The 18,510-nt window shown below is 45.4% G+C and carries 16 protein-coding genes, 1 tRNA gene and 1 pseudogene; 16 read left to right on the top strand and 2 right to left on the bottom strand.

Annotation, left to right across the window (positions count from 1 at the left end):
* Window positions 1-309: 309 nt before the first annotated feature.
* From ESE_RS0102620 to rlmD, 11 genes and pseudogenes are all read left to right on the top strand, one after another.
* A pseudogene (locus tag ESE_RS0102620) lies at window positions 310-663 on the top strand (methionine adenosyltransferase domain-containing protein); the annotation flags it as partial.
* A gap of 117 nt (window positions 664-780) precedes the next feature.
* Complete coding sequence (locus ESE_RS11815; RefSeq protein WP_010370808.1) at window positions 781-1,317, top strand: DUF1697 domain-containing protein; 537 nt, start codon at window positions 781-783, stop codon at window positions 1,315-1,317.
* A gap of 142 nt (window positions 1,318-1,459) precedes the next feature.
* Window positions 1,460-1,591, top strand: coding sequence for a hypothetical protein (locus ESE_RS12530; RefSeq protein WP_257786630.1), 132 nt, complete (start codon window positions 1,460-1,462; stop codon window positions 1,589-1,591).
* Entirely contained in the window at window positions 1,551-3,221 is a 1,671-nt protein-coding gene (locus ESE_RS0102610) for a glycerophosphodiester phosphodiesterase (protein WP_010370805.1), read from the top strand. Before ESE_RS12530 ends, ESE_RS0102610 begins: the two co-directional genes overlap by 41 nt.
* A 14-nt stretch (window positions 3,222-3,235) precedes the next feature.
* Window positions 3,236-3,388, top strand: coding sequence for a hypothetical protein (locus ESE_RS12235; RefSeq protein WP_010370802.1), 153 nt, complete (start codon window positions 3,236-3,238; stop codon window positions 3,386-3,388).
* Window positions 3,389-3,598: 210 nt separating this feature from the next.
* Entirely contained in the window at window positions 3,599-4,846 is a 1,248-nt protein-coding gene (locus tag ESE_RS0102600; RefSeq protein ID WP_010370799.1) for a glycoside hydrolase family 1 protein, read from the top strand.
* A 5-nt stretch (window positions 4,847-4,851) separates the two neighbouring features.
* Complete coding sequence (locus ESE_RS0102595; RefSeq protein WP_010370796.1) at window positions 4,852-6,075, top strand: MFS transporter; 1,224 nt, start codon at window positions 4,852-4,854, stop codon at window positions 6,073-6,075.
* A 104-nt stretch (window positions 6,076-6,179) separates the two neighbouring features.
* Window positions 6,180-6,728: an NADPH-dependent FMN reductase gene (locus ESE_RS0102590; protein WP_010370791.1), complete on the top strand. Its 549-nt coding sequence runs from the start codon at window positions 6,180-6,182 to the stop codon at window positions 6,726-6,728.
* A 134-nt stretch (window positions 6,729-6,862) separates the two neighbouring features.
* Window positions 6,863-7,684, top strand: coding sequence for a hypothetical protein (locus tag ESE_RS0102585; RefSeq protein ID WP_010370788.1), 822 nt, complete (start codon window positions 6,863-6,865; stop codon window positions 7,682-7,684).
* Between the two features lie 162 nt (window positions 7,685-7,846).
* Window positions 7,847-8,167 carry a hypothetical protein gene (locus ESE_RS0102580; protein ID WP_010370785.1) on the top strand — a complete coding sequence of 107 codons (321 nt, stop codon included), beginning with the start codon at window positions 7,847-7,849 and terminating at the stop codon, window positions 8,165-8,167.
* A gap of 88 nt (window positions 8,168-8,255) precedes the next feature.
* Window positions 8,256-9,635 carry a 23S rRNA (uracil(1939)-C(5))-methyltransferase RlmD gene (rlmD, locus tag ESE_RS0102575; protein ID WP_010370782.1) on the top strand — a complete coding sequence of 460 codons (1,380 nt, stop codon included), beginning with the start codon at window positions 8,256-8,258 and terminating at the stop codon, window positions 9,633-9,635.
* A gap of 38 nt (window positions 9,636-9,673) precedes the next feature.
* On the opposite strand, the gene ESE_RS0102570 is transcribed toward rlmD, so the two are convergent.
* Window positions 9,674-10,186 carry a hypothetical protein gene (locus ESE_RS0102570; RefSeq protein ID WP_010370779.1) on the bottom strand — a complete coding sequence of 171 codons (513 nt, stop codon included), beginning with the start codon at window positions 10,184-10,186 and terminating at the stop codon, window positions 9,674-9,676.
* The gene (locus tag ESE_RS0102565) at window positions 10,149-10,841 is read right to left on the bottom strand and encodes a phosphatase PAP2 family protein (RefSeq protein WP_010370775.1); all 693 of its coding nucleotides are present in this window, start codon (window positions 10,839-10,841) and stop codon (window positions 10,149-10,151) included. The genes ESE_RS0102570 and ESE_RS0102565 overlap by 38 nt, the downstream gene beginning before the upstream one ends.
* A gap of 158 nt (window positions 10,842-10,999) precedes the next feature.
* Here ESE_RS0102565 and leuS point away from each other — a divergent pair, with 158 nt between their 5' ends.
* From leuS to ESE_RS0102540, 5 genes are all read left to right on the top strand, one after another.
* A complete protein-coding gene (leuS, locus tag ESE_RS0102560) occupies window positions 11,000-13,414 on the top strand; it encodes a leucine--tRNA ligase (RefSeq protein ID WP_010370773.1) in 2,415 nt (804 codons plus the stop codon).
* 127 nt (window positions 13,415-13,541) lie between these two features.
* Window positions 13,542-14,609, top strand: coding sequence for a glycosyltransferase (locus ESE_RS0102555; protein WP_010370770.1), 1,068 nt, complete (start codon window positions 13,542-13,544; stop codon window positions 14,607-14,609).
* 84 nt (window positions 14,610-14,693) lie between these two features.
* A tRNA-Arg gene (locus ESE_RS0102550) sits at window positions 14,694-14,766 on the top strand.
* A 61-nt stretch (window positions 14,767-14,827) separates the two neighbouring features.
* Entirely contained in the window at window positions 14,828-16,966 is a 2,139-nt protein-coding gene (locus tag ESE_RS11340; protein ID WP_010370767.1) for a putative polysaccharide biosynthesis protein, read from the top strand.
* A gap of 265 nt (window positions 16,967-17,231) precedes the next feature.
* A complete protein-coding gene (locus ESE_RS0102540) occupies window positions 17,232-18,494 on the top strand; it encodes an aminoacyltransferase (RefSeq protein WP_010370765.1) in 1,263 nt (420 codons plus the stop codon).
* Window positions 18,495-18,510 lie beyond the last annotated feature (16 nt).

Below are 18,510 nucleotides of genomic sequence, written 5' to 3'. Positions count from 1 at the left end.
TATAATCATCTAACTCCAATCCCGGAAGAGCGATTTAATGACTATCAGGCGTTCGTGACGATGTTTAAACTACCGGATGACAATGATAGTCGTGAACAGTTCCTTCAGATGGGGCAGCAGGGGCAATCGGGGAATTGATTAGTCGTCCGGAGGATGGTTTTCAAGTGGTGGACTCTCGAAGTCTTAGACAAAATCCACCATTGTAGACCAACTCGGACGGTTATCCAAGTCTTCGAAAAACTTGAAGTCATCTAGAATTCAGCCGTTTTAGGTTACGTTTTTTGGACGGCTAACCGTCACTAAACCCCAACCAAGGTTGACCGTTCAGCTGCCTACGCAACGCGTCACATCGCCAAGAACATCGTTGCAGCTGGTTTGGCCAAAAAGGTTGAAATCCAAGTTGCCTACGCTATTGGTGTGGCAAAGCCAGTTTCAGTTAACGTGAACACATTCGGTACGGGTAAGGTTTCTGATGACGAATTGGTAGCCGCAATCCGTGACTTGTTCGAGTTGCGCCCAGCCGGAATCATCGAGGACTTGGATTTGCGCAAGCTTCGTTACGAAGCAACGGCCGCATACGGTCATTTTGGTCGTCCTGAATTGGACTTGCCATGGGAGCGTTTGGACAAGGTTGACGAGTTGAAGGCGTACTTTAACAAGTAAAAGAAATTATGGAAGCATTGTGAGTCTTTGGGCTCACGATGCTTCTTTTTTGATATAGGCAAGATTGATTTGATAGAATGAACGGGCAATGCTATATAAAAATCGAGGTGATGCAGTATGGCAGTGTACGTAGCGTTGCTACGCGCGATAAATTTAGGCGGTAAAAACAAAGTGCCGATGAGCGACTTGCGTTTGGTGTTTGAGTCACTCGGCTTGACGGATGTTAAGACAATGCTGAATTCCGGCAACGTCATCTTTACTGCGAATGAAGCAGCGGTGTCTGTGGATAAAATAACAGTGACGTTAGCAAAAACGTTTGGTTTTGACATTCCAGTCTTTGTCATGTCCCGTGAGGAGGTAATTAGCGCGGTCGATGATGCGCCAACGTGGTGGGGTATAGATGACGGTGGCCGTCATGACACCATTGTTGCCGTTTCTGCAGCAGAAGCCAATCGAATCTTCGTAACGTTTAGCAAATTTGCCGGGCCAGGTGATTACATTGCTGTAAAAGGCCGAGTAATCTACATCAGTGTCATCCCGGAGTTACGTAACAAGAGTGCAATTTTAAAAATCAGTCGAACGCCTGAGTTTGGTCAAGTGACAGTTCGAGGCGCGAATACGTTTAAAAAACTTGCGGCAAAGTTGATGAGTTGAAGTTTTGTTTTAATCGAGAAGCATTGTGAGTCTTTGGATTTACGATGCTTCTTTTTTAACCTAGTTTAAACCGCAACACCCAGAAAACACGGGATGTCTTGCTATAATAGCTTCAAGAAAAAAGCGAACGGGGCAAAGAGTTATGAAACGACTTTGGGAGTTAACATGGGGCCGATTTTGGCAATCGCGTCTACCTAGCCGTTACCATCGTCATTACGGCATTGGCGATTCCAGTGTTGAAGGGGCTGGTTTACGTCGGACAGTGGCTGGATAATGTGCCATTTTTATCACTGTCGAATTTTAAGCAGATGCTTTTACAAAATCCGGCCTTCACGGCGATTTTGCTTATGGCGATTGTGGCGCTGTTAGCAGTGTTCGCCTGGCAGGCGGTGAGCTATGTACTTGGCTTTTCAGCGATTCATGCGGGGCAAAAGCCGACCGCACTGAGTGCCATGAAACAAGCTGGCTACCAGATCCGACGGATGGGATTCGGTCGTAGTGCATTAATTGTGGCGTATGGGTTGTTAGCACTGCCGTTTCCGATGCTGACCTTTCATTCGGCGTTACTGACGGATGTGAAAATTCCAGAATTTGTCTGGCCAACGATTATGGCGACTACCTGGATGTGGGGAACGCTGGCAATATTGTTTGTAGGCGCATTGTTTTTGGCGATTCGGTTCTTCTATGTGTTGCCGGAACTGGTTCTGCATCAGCAATCGGCAAAAACTGCGTTACGTAATAGCTGGCAAAAAACGGCTGGCCGGGCCGGTTGGCGTTTAATGTTCAAGTTATTCTTTGGCTCGCTACTAATTGGTGCGATGACGTTACTTGCATTTGGGGTGACGTACTTGTTGCAACTCGGTATCGATCAACTGGGTAACCTTGATGCGAGTGCGCTAGGTGCGGTGCTGACGTTCATTTTGGCAACACTGAGTGACATCTTATTCAGTATTGTGGGTCTGCAATTTGTATTCGGCCTGATGACGCGTGATTATCAGGTAGTAGCGTTAACTGATTTTGTCAGCAAGTCAAAGCGTTCAAAACGTTGGGTTGGGACTTTTTTGATTTTGAATTTGATTGTGCAAGGTGCGACGCCATCGTTTTGGTTTGTGGTCAACACGGCTAATCGACATATGAAAATCATTTCACACCGTGGTGTTGATGGCGGTAATGGGGTGCAAAACACGATTCCGGCATTGCAAGATACAGTGACGAAGGCGCATCCAGACTATGTTGAAATGGATGTTCGGCAAACTAAGGATGGTAAATGGGTCTTGATGCACGATCCAAACTTAACGACCTTAACAAAAGGGGCGTCGAACAAGTCAATTTCAGACTTAACGCTACAACAAGCTACGGCGTTGACAGTTTATGAGAATGGCCATACAGCTAAAATTCCAAGTTTTGCGGCCTATGCAAAGGCGGCTGAGCAGGCGCATGTGAAGTTGCTCGTCGAAATTAAGACCGAGCGACAAACAGCGCCGGATTTGGCAGATTCATTTTTGAAGCAATTTAAAACGGTGATGGATCAAAATGGTTGGGAAATGCATAGTTTGAATTATTCAGTTGTGCAACGTCTCAAAAAGTTGGACCCTAAGTTGCCGGTTGGTATGATTTTACCGGGTGATTTTGTGGGCAATCCGGTGACAAATGCAGACTTTTACACAATGGAGTATTCGTTTTTAACACGTGAGCAGGTTGAAAGTTTGAATGAACTGCGGAAGGGTGTCTATGCCTGGACTGTTAACGATGAGACGGGGATGGTTGCGGCATATTCACAAGGTGTACAGGGCGAAATAACAGATGATGCCACGACATTGCATGCGGTGATGCAGGATTCAGACAAAGCCCGCTTGATGCATCAGAAATTAGGGCGATACATTGTTAATATCCTGGCAGAATAGTAGGAGGGCATGAGATGTTAATCATTATTATTGTGATCATTGCAGTTCTTGTAATGATTGCTAGTTTTGCGTCTGATTCAAATGATAGCGGACCAACCCAAGAAGATTTGGATCGCTGGGATGAAGAACGGCGGACAATCAAGCGCCATGAGCGGCATCGTTGGTGATAATAGATAAAGAGCCATGTTTCTGCGAAGCATGGCTCTTTGTTTTTTATAAAGTTAACTTTATATCGATCAGCATTAGAAAGCTGACAAATTTTCTGAAATCAAAAATTTAAAAAACGGCGGTGTACAGATTTTTTGTAAGGAATTTTCTATACTAAAAGGAATAACTAGTTTACAAATAGTTATTTGGAGAAAGAATAGGAAGAGAAAATGGCATTACGGGGCAAAGAATTTTTATGGGGTGCATCAATTGCAAACTATCAAACGGATGGCGCAGAAAATACGCAGTGGCATGAGTGGGAGCTTGCGAATGCTGACCGCTTAGCAAGTGACTATGATACGGCATTCAAGGATGTCCCAACGGTTGATGATTTCCGTGTAGCTGGGAACGATCCGCAAAATTACATTAGCGGTATGGGGATTCATCATCGGGAGCGTTATGATAGCGATTTTGATAAACTACAAGCACTAAACTTCAACGCTTTTCGATTCAGCGTGGAATGGGCCCGCGTTGAACCGGAAGAAGGGGTTTATGATGAAAGCGAAATTGTATTTTTAAAGGATTATATTGCCTCAATCAAGTCACACGGGATGACACCGGTCTTGACGTTATGGCATTGGACGATGCCGTTGTGGTTCACTGAAAAAGGTGCCTTTGAAAAGCGTGAAAATGAGCGATACTTTGAAGAGTTCGCGGCATACGTCTTGCAGAAATTGCAAGATGACATTGATATTGTCTTAACGTTTAATGAGTGGAATGTCTATACATTTGCTGGCTATATAGCAGGTGAATGGGCGCCAATGCAGACGTCATTTTTGACAGCATTTAAGGTGGCTTTGCACTTAACGGAAACGCACAACCGCGTCTACGATATTGCCAAAATGATTAAGCCAGCATTCAAAGTGTCGGTGGCTCACAATACGGCTGATTTTATCGCGTTAAACCGAAAGGTAACAACGAAACTCGGTTTGGCTTGGAATCGTTGGCAACGTGACAACTTTTTCTTAGATCGGACATATCAAAAAATGGATTTCTTAGGGCTGAATTGGTATAACGCCGATAGTTATGATGGCTTTACAGTTAAAAATCCTAACGAAAAGGTCAACGACATGGGATGGGATATGCGACCAATTCGCATTGAAAAGACCTTGGTTCGCTTGTACAATCGTTATCAGTTGCCAATTTTAATTACGGAAAATGGTTTAGCTGATGGTGACGATTCAGATCGTGAATGGTGGCTTTCGGAGACCCTGCAAGCGCTGGAAAATGCTGAAAGTGCCGGTGTTGATTTGATGGGGTATCTGCATTGGTCGGCGTTTGATAACTTTGAATGGGATAAGGGGTATTGGCCGCGATTTGGCCTAATTGCAGTTGATTACGAAAACGATTATGCGCGTGACATTCGACAATCAGCACAGTATTATGCAACGCGAATTTTAGAGTATCGAGGTAAGTAGAGAGAATGAATGAGCGACCAATCTCGCGACAATTTTTCTTAATGTATGCCTTGGCGTTTGTTGGCGTGTGGATGGCATTTATCGCACCGACAATGTCAGGATTACAGATTCGAATCGGACAAATTGATCCGGCACATAAAGCGAGTGGCTTAGCGCTCGTGTTGGGGGTTGGGGCTTTATTAGCTTTGGTTAGTAATCCAATTTGGGGACAATTATCAGATCGGCATATGGGTCGTTGGGGACGCCGTAAACCATTCATGTTCTTTGGTGGGTTAGCAGGAACGATGGCATTGTTTGTGCTGCCCCTTATGCAGACCGTTGTGGGCGTTGTGATTGCTTGGAGCGTGGTCCAGTTAGTGTTTAATGCAGCAATTGCAGCGTTACATGCCATCACATCGGATATGTTTCCAGAGTCAGAACGTGGCAAGGCCAGCGTGGCAGTTGGTGTCGGTGGTGGGGTTGGCACGGTGTTGGGTATCGGTCTTAGCGCAGCCCTGGTTAAAACACCAATTTTAATGTTTGGTGTGCCAGCGCTGCTGGGCTTTATTATCTTACTGATCTTTTTAGTGTGGTATCAGGATACACCGCTACAGGAAGCGCCAGTCAGAGCCGGTGTACTAAAAACAGTGCTTGATAGTTACAGCTTTAATTGGCGACAAACGCCGGATTTTGGCAAGCTGTTAACGGGGAATTTCTTCATCTTAATTGGTTTGAACATTATTACGACCTATCAAGTGTATGTGATGTCCGATCGATTAGGGTGGTCAGATGCTAAAGTGGCTAGCATGATTACCGTGATTTATCTGATATCAGGAGCCTCATCGATGGTAGCAAATTACATCGCGGGATGGTTGTCAGATAAATATGCCCGATATCGCGGTTGGATTGTTGGCAGCGCCTTATTGTTAGCAGGGACGGCCACGATGTTTGGCTTTCGACCGGACTTACTAATTTTGGCGGCTGTTTTGGCCGGCTTAGCACAAGGTTCTGAAAATAATGTGGCCTATGCTGCGTTATCGTTAACGATGCCAGACCAGGAAAATGGTGGTAAATGGTTGGGTATTGGTAATATGTCGATGGTCTTGCCGCAATCGATTGCGCCGGCTGTGGCGCCAATTTTGTTGGCAATTGGTAATCAATCAGTTAATTATGTGTCGCTGTATTTGGGCGCCGCAATCATTGCGGTTATTGGCGCTGGTGTCATCATGACCATCAAAAAATTACAATAAAAATGAAGACCTTTTAATTTGACCTGTTGATTTTTTGTGCTACGTCGTATAGACTTATATTTTGTAAGTGAAATGTAGCACACAGACAGTTAGGAGATTTATTCATGACAAAGTACGGTGTAATTGTTGGATCAATTCGTAAGAACTCATACTCACTTGGTGTGGCTGAGGCCCTTGTTGCTGGTTTGCCAGCCGATGCAGAAGTAACGTACTTCGACATCGCAAGCCTGCCTTTGTACAACCAAGACTTGGATGCAAACTCTCCTAAGGAATATGAAGACTTCCGCAAGTTGGTTGCTGAACAAGACGCATTCATTATCGTAACGCCTGAGCACAACCGTTCAGTGCCTGCTGCATTGAAGAACGCTTTGGACATTGCTTCACGTCCATGGGGACAAAATGTATGGGCTGGTAAGCCAGTTTTGCCTGCATCACAATCAATCGCCGGTCTTGGTGGTGTTGTGGCGCACCACGTGTTGCGTAACACGTTGGACTTCTTGGACATGGTTGTTATGCACCAACCAGAACTTTACATTGGTAACACAATGGACTTGGCTGACGAAGGTGGCAAGATCACTAACGAAGGTACAAAGAAGTTCTTGGCTGAATCAGCTGCTAAGTACAACGACTTCGTTTTGAAGGTTCTTGGCTAAAATATAGACTAATGAAATGACGACTCGCAAATCTGCTGGTCGTCATTTTTTGTTTGACCTGATAATTAGCCATAAGGGCCTAATTGCTGTTATGATTGTTAACAATAATTAAGTACAGTTTGGAATGGTGATACATGTTATTAAATGAAATGTTTGATGATTATGGTGAGTTGATTTTATCACCGACTGATTTTGTGAGCCTTGAAGTGTATCACGAACTCATTGATTTAATCACCGCTAAGGATGCTGAAGGGGCCACGACGCTTTTGCAGGATATGCGCGCTGTTAATATATTCTCAACCCGCACGGTGGGGATGTTATTTGAAGATGCTGCTAAGAAATTTGATGTGACAATTAACCAAGTCGATGGGTTAATTATTATGACGTTGGGTACTTTGGTAGCGCCGTTTGTTTCTGAACGGGCAATGCAAAATGCCGGCCTAGAGTGGTCGGTGGCTGACGGTGAAGCGCGTATTACGGTAACGTTGGATGATTTAGTTGCCCAACAAGTAAGTGTCTATACAGTTTTTGCTGAATTAGCTGATCCGGTGACCCGCCCTAAGAAATTACTGCCAAAGTTTTTCCGGGCAGTTGTTGATGAAGTGCCAATTAGTTACCAGGCTGCATTGATAGATTTGCAGGAAATGAAATTTGAGTTGATTGGGCAGTTGCCAGCAGAACGGCAGACAACGGTCACATCACAACCAGACGAAATTGATTATCGTGAGGACGCACGGCCATTTAAATTTGTTGATTATGATCACATGATTGACTATTCGTTTTTACTCAATGATGCGGGCCAACGGGTGGCTTTGTACCGGTTAGATAGTGGCGAATTTGTGGCGATGGTCCCAACTCAGGATGAGACCGCGCGAGCATTAGCAGTTGAATATAAGGGGCAAATGATGCCGGTTGCGGCAGCGTATGTTGAAGAACACGGACGTCGCATTAACTAACAAAAAGCAGATCTTTCGATGACGAAAGGTCTGCTTTTTGTTAACCACGTTACTTAAAAACGTTGCTATATAGGCGTTTCCGGCCGATTGTTTTGTTGCAAAATGAAAAATTATCAGATATGATGAAATTATGTTGTGAAAGTAATCAATGGGGGACACGTCATGAATCAAGGGATTTTATTACCAGAATCAACGGTACAATTTGTCACGAAACAAGAATTTGAATCATTCAAGCAACGAGAATTTACGAAGCTACAACAGGATGTAACAGAACTACAACGTGATGTGCATGATGTTCAGAAGGACCTGCACGATGTTAAAGATGATGTCGCAGCCATACAGACGAAAATGAACGGTTTCGGCGAAGATATGGCAGTACTGCGCTCCGATAACCGTGCGATTAAATGGTTACTTGGTCTTGGTGTTGTGCTACCGGGCTTGACGTTTATTGTGCGGCAGCTTGTCGAAATGGTAACGTACTAAGGCTAACCGACTACGTGATGAATATTCCACCGTGCATTCAGGTATAATGGATAGTGGAAATTAATTTGAGAATCACGAGATAAAAAATATGAGCAATACAGTTATTCCGGTAAAGCTCGGCGAACAGTACGAAGGCACTGTTGTCGACGTGCTTTACACGGGGGTTGGGGTCATCATGGTGGATGATTACCCAATCCATTTGGAGAACGCCTTTGAAGGCGAGAAAATTCGATTTGAAGTGACACAAGTCAACCGTAAATTTGGACGTGCCAAGGTCGTTGAAATTGAAGTTGCCTCACCAGATCGTGTCGATTCAGGCAAAGATTACTTGCTTGAAGCGGGCATTGCACCCTATGTTAACTTGGCTTATGATGCCCAACTACGTTTGAAGCAACAACAAGTGCAGAAGTTGTACAAGGCGGTTGGCATTGATGTTGACGTGGCGCCCACAATTGGGATGGATAACCCCACACACTACCGTAATAAGACGGTTGTGCCAGTGAAGTACGTTGATGGGAAATTAACGACCGGTTTCATTAAAAAACGTACACCGGGCGATATTGTGCCATTGGATGATTACTTTGTTAATGACGAAAAAATTGATCAAATCATTGGCATTGTCAGGGATATTCTTGATGCGCACAAAGTATCAGTCTTTGATGACGACACACAAGAAGGTGAAATGCGATATATCATGGTTCGCCGTGGCTACTATAGTCACGAGGTGATGGTGGTGCTAGTCACGCAAACGCCAACTTTGACCGATGAAGACGCAATTGCTGCTGATATCGCTGCTGCCGTGTCAGGTATTAAGAGCATTATTTTAAACCACAATCCGCGTAGTTTACATGTGTTGACTTCTGGTGATAATCGCACATTGTGGGGGGCAGATGCCATCCACGATAAGTTGCTGGACATTGATTTTGAAATCGGGCCAAATTCGTTCTACCAGGTTAACCCACAGACGACTGAAGTGTTGTATGACATGGCAGCCACAAAGGGTGAGTTGAAAGAATCGGATACGGTTATCGACGCATACTCAGGTATTGGTACCATTGGATTAACAGTGGCCGACCGTGTCGACAAAGTTTTAGGTGTGGAAGTTATCGAACGTGCCGTTATTGACGCGCAAAAGAATGTCGCAAACAACAACGTGCAAAATGCAGAGTTTGTGACAGCAGACGCACCCGAGCAAATGCAAAAGTGGAAAGATGGCGGTCTTAAGCCGGATGTCATCTTCGTTGATCCGCCTCGTCGCGGCTTGACGGAAGAATTACTTGATGCGGTGGCTGATATGAACCCCGACCGGTTTGTTTACGTCTCATGCAACCCCGAGACGATGGCGCGCGATGCTCGTTATCTAATTGATAAGGGCTTCCGTATTAAGGGTGATATCCAACCGTTGGACCAGTTCCCACAAACTGCGCACGTTGAAGCGGTGGCAGTGTTTGAACCAATTGAAAAGTAAAAAATAACGCCTAGATGCAATGATCTAGGCGTTATTTTTTAACGACGTTGAACAAGCAAAGCAGTTTCGCCAGTCAAAATGTCTTCGTACTTGTGGACATTGTAAGAATCGGTTGGTAATTGTGCCACATATTCTTGTGCCGCAACTAAGTTAGCTGGGTTATCTGATAGCAACAAAACCAAACCGTTTGTCTTCAACACCATTAATAACATCTTAACGGTGTTCGTTAGGGTTGTGGCATCCATAGTTTCATCGACTTGAAACAATGCAGCCGCAACGGGTGTTGTTGGTTCCAGGTAGTTCGTAATGGCAGAAAAATCCTTGCTGATAAGTTCAACGCGATTGTGCAAACCACTCAAAAATAGTGAGGTTGCGACGTCATCAATTTCAGCTTTGATATCTGAAAAGGCCAATACCTTACCGGTGTCGCCAACACGGCTAGCCAAGAAACGCGTGATATCACCGTGACGAATGGTGGCGTCAATTGCCAAATCGCCGGGGACTAAGTATTCGTTAAGCGTGATTTGCGCTAGGTTCTGGGTTGATCGCATGTTCGAAAACCTCTCGTGTTCGATATTTAAAAATAAGTTCCTTAGACATAATCAAAAAGAAAACGCCTAAACTAAAGCCGGCCAAGACGTCGGACAAGTAGTGCACGCCTAAGTAGACACGGCTAATGGGGATAGCGAAAACCAACGCGCCAAAGAGTGTCATGAAGGCGTAGCGCAATTGGTCCTGCTTCTTTAGATAGTAGTGAACTAAAACTATCAATGAACCATATAGTAACACAGCATTTAGTGCATGCCCGGATGGGAAGGAATAGCCACCTTGTGCAATGACATGATAAATGTCAGGACGGGGACGATGAAAGATATGTTTCATTAACATCATTACGCCAAGACCAAAGACACCGACATTGACGACCATAAAGACAGCAACGTCAATTTTACGGATTAGCAAGGCAATAATGGCGGTGATGGCCATGACCAAGGCGGTCCATTTTGTATTACCACCACGGGTGATGTTACGGAAAAACCAAGACCGTTCAGGGGTTAGGGGTTCACGAATGTGTTTGAACCCAAATTGGTCAATCCAATCGATATAGCCCAGGTGGTGTGTATAACCAAACGCTAAAAAGATAAACATCAGCAAACCCGCAATTGCGACACCAAGTTGCAGGTAGTCGAATTTACGCATTTGGGACATATGCGACAGCTCCTTTCACATTAAAAATTTCATAAACTCAGTCTATCACAAAATGACGTCTCAATTCGGCTGAATGTTCGAGTGGTTAACCCCGCTTGTTCATTGAAATAAGGCGGTTTTTTTGTTAAAGTTAGAACATTAAAGTGAGGTTATCGATAATGGCATATCAACACAAAGAAGTAGAAAAGAAGTGGCAACGCTTCTGGGAAGAGAATCAGACCTTTAAGACGTCATCAGACCACTCAAAGGAAAAGTTCTTTGCAATGGACATGTTCCCATTCCCATCAGGACAGGGACTGCACGTTGGACACCCAGAGGGTTACACGGCAACTGATATCGTTTCACGTATGAAGCGTATGCAAGGGTTTAACGTTTTGCACCCAATGGGATTCGACGCGTTTGGTTTGCCTACTGAAGAGTACGCAATTAAGACGGGTGAAGATCCTCGTGTTGTGACGGCAAAGAACGTTAAGAACTTCCGCCGCCAAATGAAGACGCTTGGGTTGTCATATGACTGGTCACGTGAGGTTAACACGACGGACCCTAAGTACTACAAGTGGACGCAATGGATCTTCGAACAATTGTACAAGAAGGGTTTGGCCTACGAAGATGAAATCATGGTTAACTGGGCCCCTGATTACAATGGTGGTACGGTTGTTGCCAATGAAGAAATCATTGATGGTAAGACGGAGCGTGGTGGCTTCCCAGTTTACCGTGTCCCAATGCGTCAATGGGCATTGAAGATTACGGCTTACGCGGACCGTTTGTTGGAAGATTTGGATGATGTAGATTGGCCAGATGCTATCAAGGAACAACAACGTAACTGGATTGGTCGTTCAATCGGAGCTTCTGTTAACTTCAAGGTGAAGAATTCAGATGCCGAAGTTGAAGTCTTTACAACGCGTGCTGACACGTTGTTTGGTGCGACATACCTTGTGTTGTCACCAGAACATGCGTTGGTATCAGAAATTGTTTCTGACGACCAAAAGGAAGCTATCGAAGCCTTCAAGAAGTCAATTGCTTCAAAGTCAGATTTGGAGCGTACAGACTTGAACAAGGATAAGGCCGGTGTCTTCACTGGTGCATACGCCATTAACCCAATGAACGGCGAAGAATTGCCGATCTGGATTGGTGACTATGTCTTGGCGTCATACGGAACGGGTGCTATTATGGCAGTTCCTGCGCACGATACGCGTGACTACGAGTTTGCGAAGAAGTACGACTTGCCAATGCGCCAAGTATTGGCTGGGGGCGATATTGCCGACGAAGCCTACACAGGTGACGGTGAGCACATCAACTCAGGTTTCTTGGACGGCATGGGTAAGCAAGAAGCTATCGACAAGGCGATTGCTTGGTTGGAAGAACAAGGTGTTGGTCACAAGCAAGTTAACTACCGCTTGCGTGACTGGATCTTCTCACGTCAACGTTACTGGGGTGAGCCAATTCCTGTCATCCACTGGGAAGATGGCGAAAAGACGCTTGTACCAGAGGACCAATTGCCATTGCGTTTGCCAGAAGTTGATAACATCATGCCTTCAGGTACTGGTGAGTCACCATTGGTTAACGTTGACGACTGGGTAAATGTGGTTGACGAAAACGGCCGTAAGGGTAAGCGCGAGACGAACACGATGCCACAATGGGCTGGTTCATCATGGTACTACTTGCGTTACATGGATCCACACAATGATAAGGAAATTGTTTCACCAGACGCTGAGGCTTACTGGCAGAATGTTGACTTGTACATTGGTGGTGCTGAGCACGCCGTGTTGCACTTGTTGTACGCCCGCTTCTGGCACAAGGTGTTGTACGACTTGGGTGTTGTGCACACTAAGGAGCCATTCCAAAAGTTGGCTAACCAAGGTATGATCTTGGGTGAAAACCACGAGAAGATGTCGAAGTCAAAGGGGAACGTTGTGAACCCTGATGACGTCGTTGAACAATACGGTGCTGACACCTTGCGTTTGTACGAAATGTTCATGGGACCTTTGGAACAATCAATTGCTTGGTCTGAAGACGGCTTGGCTGGTTCACGTCGTTGGTTGGATCGTGTTTGGCGTTTGTTCATTGATGATGATGACAAGTTGCGTGATCACATTACAACGGTTAACGACCACAAGTTGGACAAGATTTACAACGAGACGGTCAAGAAGGTAACGGATGACTATGAAGGTCTCCGTTTCAACACGGCTATTTCACAAATGATGATTTTCATCAACGAAGCTTACAAGGCTGAAAACTTGCCAGTTGAGTATGTTGAAGGCTTCATCAAGTTGTTGAACCCAATTGCGCCACACATGACGGAAGAATTGTGGAGTTACTTGCACAAGGATGAATCTGTTACGTACGCTGCTTGGCCAACGTTTGATGAATCTGCTTTGGTTGAAGATGAAATTGAAATCGTCTTGCAAGTTAACGGTAAGGTGCGTGGTCGTTTGACGATCCCAGCCGATGCTGATCGTGACAAGATGACAGAACTAGCGCTTGCTGATGAAGCAGTGCAAAAGCAACTCGATGGTGGCCAACCTAAGAAGGTAATCGCGGTCCCTGGTAAGTTGGTTAACGTCGTTTTGTAAAAAATAACATGTCAGGTTTCAGGACATGACATGATACTTTTTATTCAGAAGTGACTATACTTAGGAGGAACACTCAAATTGTGGGTGTTCCTCTTTTTTATGCCTTTGGTAGAGGGGAGGGTGCAGTATGAAGCGTGTACTCATGGCGATAGAAAATTTGGGACTTGGCGGCATGAAACGAGCTGCGACAGTGGTTGGTAATGCGATGACGGCATTTGCGGATGTACAGTACTATCAACTGGCAGACGTGCCTTCTTATTATGAGTTAAAAGGCCGTTTAGTCCCGGCCAAGCATCCAGTGATGCCCGAAAATGGGGCCGCGCCATTAACCCGTTATGCGGTGCAAATGGCCGATTTGGGGGATGTTTTAATAACTGAAAAAATTGATGTGCTAATTGTAAATGCGGGTATTTTGACAAGCTTTATTCCCTATCTTAAGACGCGGGCGCCGCATGTGCAGATGATTGCTTGGATGCATAATAATATTGATACGTACTTTAATCAGTATTATCGTGAGATGCAACCTGAATTTGTAGCCGGAGTGAAGGCGGCCGACGCGGTCGTTGCTTTAACAGAATCAGATTTAGCTGGCTTTCAAACAGTCACTGATCGGGCGATTAAAATTTGGAATCCGGTTACGATGCCCATTGTGGGCCAGGCTGATGTGACGAGCCACAAAATTGCGTTCACGGGTCGCATTGCTATCCAACATAAAGGCATTGATATCATGTTAGCTGTCGCGCAATACTTGCCTGATGATTGGCAGATTGTCATTGCTGGTGATGGTACGCCGACGGATGTCGCGGAGTTCAAGCGATTGATTCATGCTAATCATGCGGAAAATAAAGTCGTGTATCGTGGCGCGCTCCATGATGAGGCGTTAGCCGAGCATTATCGGCAGGCCTCTATCTTTTTGGCAACGTCACGATGGGAAGGGCTACCGCTGGTTTTGGTTGAGGCAATGAGCTTTGGCTTGCCAATTGTGTCGACGGATAACACCGGGGCAGTTGAAATCCTTGAAGGTGGTGTGTACGGTGAGCTAGCCACGAAGGACGCAACAGCCATCTGGCATCGATTGGAACCACTGCTACACAGTACGGAAATGCGACGTGTGCTGTCCTCAAAGTCATTAGCCCGTGCCAAAGACTTTGCGACCGGACCGATTATGGCAAAATGGCAACAATTAATTGAATAGAAAATCATGCCCGTTGTTTCGGATTTACTTTGACTCTACAAACAACGGGTTTTCTTGTGTATAATAGTAACTTAGGTAAGTTTTGGCGCTATAGTTCAACAGGATAGAACAAGGACCTCCTAAGTCTTAGATCACAGTTCGAGTCTGTGTAGCGTCATTGAAAGTAGTATCGATTATAGTAGTGACTACTGTGACAAACGAAAGGGGACGGTCAAGAAATGGCTGACGATAAATCATCCAATTACGAAGAATCACCATTCCGTCGTGACATTACGTTTGAGGAATTGGCGGCTTTATTAAACGGTGCAACAGTTGATGATATCTTCGAAGCCCGTGATGAGCAGAAAGAGGCACAACATGATTCAGCCTCGGCGAAGTTAGAGCCACGATCAGTGACCGAAGTTGTAACCCGTCCGGAAGGCGTCTCAACGTTCAAAGTACATGAGGTGCCTGATACGTTCGCCCGTGAAGCAAGTGTGAAGCCAGATTCGATTGAGGAAACCCATACGGATGAGGCCGCAGCTGTTCAGCCAGTGACGGCTAAGGCGGTAACCCCGTCGGATATTATGACAGCTGAACCAGCCACCGTAGCTGAAGAGGTTGTACCAGTGAAGCCACCAGTTACAAAAACTGTGACTCGTCCTGAACCTGCGTACACGGCAGAAAGTGTTCCTGAAGAATCGACGCCAGCTATGGCTGATGAAATTGAAACCGTACCAGAGCTAGAAGCCGACTTCATTGATGATGAGAATGCGGCATCACGTATGTTACGTGGCTCGGCATGGATGACCATCGGTAGCTTAGCTTCCCGTGTATTAGGGGCCTTGTACATTATCCCCTGGGTTGCAATGATTGGAAATCTGTATTTCACATCAGCGAACTCGTTGTTTGCCCAAGGTTATCAAATTTATAGTGTGGCCTTGCTAATTGCAACGGCTGGTCTGCCGAACGTCTTGGCACGCTTGGTTGCGGAATATGGCGCATCTCGCCAATATGGGGCAGTGAAGCAAGTCTTCCGGCAGGCCTTACAACTGGGAGCCATCCTGGGAATCGCATCTGGGGCGGTGCTCTACTTCTTAGCCGGCGTGCTGTCACAAGGTGATCCAAATGTGATTCCAGTCATTCGCTCATTGGCTGCCGCGGTGGTTATTATTCCGGCGCTTTCAATGTTGCGGGGTTACGTGCAGGGATTTGAGTTCATGGGCTTGTCGGCTATGTCACAGTTCATTGAGCAGCTTGTACGTGTGATTTACATGCTTGCTGCGACGTATTGGATTATGATCGGCCACCATGGTAATTGGATTGATGCAACGGTCCAGTCAACGTTTGCTGCTTTCTGGGGTGCGTTAGCTGGAATTGCAATTCTGGTATACGGCATTTGGCGTCGTCGTCAATTCTTTGCAACACAACTTGCAAATGCAGTACCAGCACCAGACTTCAATCCTCGCGCAGTGATGCTCCGCATGGCGCGTCAATCAGTGCCAGTTATCTTTGCTGGCTCAGCAATTTCACTGGTGCAAGTGATTGATCAATACACATTCTTCCGCATTATGAATCACTTCACGTCAGTTGTGAACCATGCGCAACAAGCGATGTTTTCACAATTTGCGTTTAATTCAAACAAGCTAATTATGTTGGTTGTGTCATTGGCAGTCGGTATGGCCGAAACAGCTTTGCCAATGCTAGCGCGTGCCCATGAAATTGGGGATCGCGACAACATTAACAACCAAATTCAATTTGCGTTTAAGTTGTTGGCGTTTGTGATGATTCCGGCCTCACTTGGCATGGCAGCTGTGGCACGTCCACTTTATATTGTGTTCTATAACACGGCTGATTTAACGAATGGTACGCTGGTGTTGCAATTCGCTAGCTTCACGGCAATCTTGCTGGGCGCTTACATGGTTGTGTTGGCGTTATACCAAGGATTGCATGATTTGCGCTATACCGTTAAAGTGCTGATTTTGATGCTGGTTTTGAAGTTCGCTTTACAAGTGCCATTGACCATTTGGTTGTATGGTATGGGACCGCTGGTCTCAACGGCCTTGGCCTTTATTGTCGGATTAGCGATGTCAATTCGTCGTTTGACGAAGCGCTTTGATATTAGTTGGGCACCATTTAATTACTCAGTAATGATTATCCTATTCTGGAGTCTGGTGATGTACATTGTGGTTGCACCGGTCGTTGGCACGTTAGGTTACTTTGTGTCAGATGGGAAAATCCCACAACTTATCTTGTTGATTGTTGGTGGTTTGGTCGGTGCCGTGATTTACGGTATTGCCATGCTAAAGACACATGTTGGTGAGGAAGTGCTTGGCGCACGGGCAACAAGTTTAGCTCATAAATTACATTTGAAATAACAGAAAACGAACTAGCGATTATCGTTAGTTCGTTTTTATTTGTGTTTAATTTAAGTTTTACACAGGTTTCTGTGGATATTATTGTGGATAAAACTGTTAGTTTGTGGATAACTTTGTATAACCGGTGGATAGTGTTTAGTCTTTTCAACAGGTTACCCACAGTGCCGAATTATTAAGAGGTTCGCGTGGTTTTTGTTAATTTACAGGTAGATAGCGTATAATTTAGAGTATTGAAATTCTAGTTAAGGGACATAAGTGAGAAGATATGACACGATCATTTGAACAATTGACGGAGGCCCAATTTGATGACTTTGCACAAGGTCATCAGGCCGGTAGTTACTTGCAAACTAGTGCTCAAGCACGTTTGCTCGCACGCCGTGGCTGGCAAACGACATTGGTAGGGCTGGTAGAAGACGCAACGGTTGTGGCTGCCGCCGTACTAGCTTGGATTCCAGTGCGCATGGGTAATCTTTTCCAAATCGATGGTGGGATGCTAATTGATTACAGCAATCAGGCGCTTGTAAATGAGTTTGTGGCTGGTGTTGAAAAGTTTGCTAAGTCGCACAGTGGCTTGTTCTTGCGTGTCGTGCCCAATGAAATTTACCGCCGTTATGATGATGAGGGGGTTCAAATCGGCGCAGCTAACGAAGCGCCAATGACAACCTTAACTGCTGCAGGCTTCAAGCACACACCAGCCCCTAAGGGATGGACAACGAACGCTTCGCCATCATGGCAATATGTGAAGGACCTGACGCCAGTGCTAGCAGCTGACGATGCCGACAAGGCGTTACGTCAATCTTTTGCCAAGGATGGCAAGTACTACCTTAAGAAGACGGATCAATTTGGTATCAAGTTGCGTCGCTTAGGCCGTGAAGATTTAACGGACTTCAAAGCATTGACGCAACACACAGCTGATCGTTTGGATTATCACGATAAAGATTTAGAGTTCTATCAAATCGTCTTTGATGAATTTGGTGATGATGCCTACTTTGTCTTCGCAGAAATGGATTTTCCAGCTTACATTGCTGGCCAAGAAGCGGCACGTGATCACTTAGCTGAAGTTGTGGCGGATTTGGATGCCCGCATTGCGGAAAAGCCTAATTATAAGAAGTTGCAACGCCAACGTGCGGAATATGCGGATCAACATAAGCAACACGAAAAGCGCATTGCCCAAGCGCAGGTCGAACGTGAGAAGGCCGGCCAAGATGTTGTGGTCATCGCGGGTTCATTATTCTTGGCAACCGCTAACGAAATGATTTACTTGTATTCAGGTACTTACGACGAGTACAAGAATTTCTATGGGCCATATGCTGTCCAAGAGTATGCCTTTAAGCAGGCAGTTGCACGTCACATTCCACACTATAATTTCTATGGTATTTCTGGTGTGTTTGATGGATCAGACGGTGTACTTGGCTTCAAGCAAGGCTTTGCCGGTTTTGCTGAAGAAAAGGTGGGAACTTTCGTTAAGCCAATCAATGGCCCTAAGTATGCGATTTACAGTTTGTTGAAGAAATTAATGGGTCGTTAAGACACACAAAAAGGCA

Origin of the sequence: Weissella cibaria KACC 11862 (assembly GCF_000193635.1) — a bacterium.
GTDB classification, from domain to species: domain Bacteria; phylum Bacillota; class Bacilli; order Lactobacillales; family Lactobacillaceae; genus Weissella; species Weissella cibaria.
Note: the sequence above shows the minus strand (reverse complement) of the source record. Positions and strands in the feature narration are given on the sequence as shown.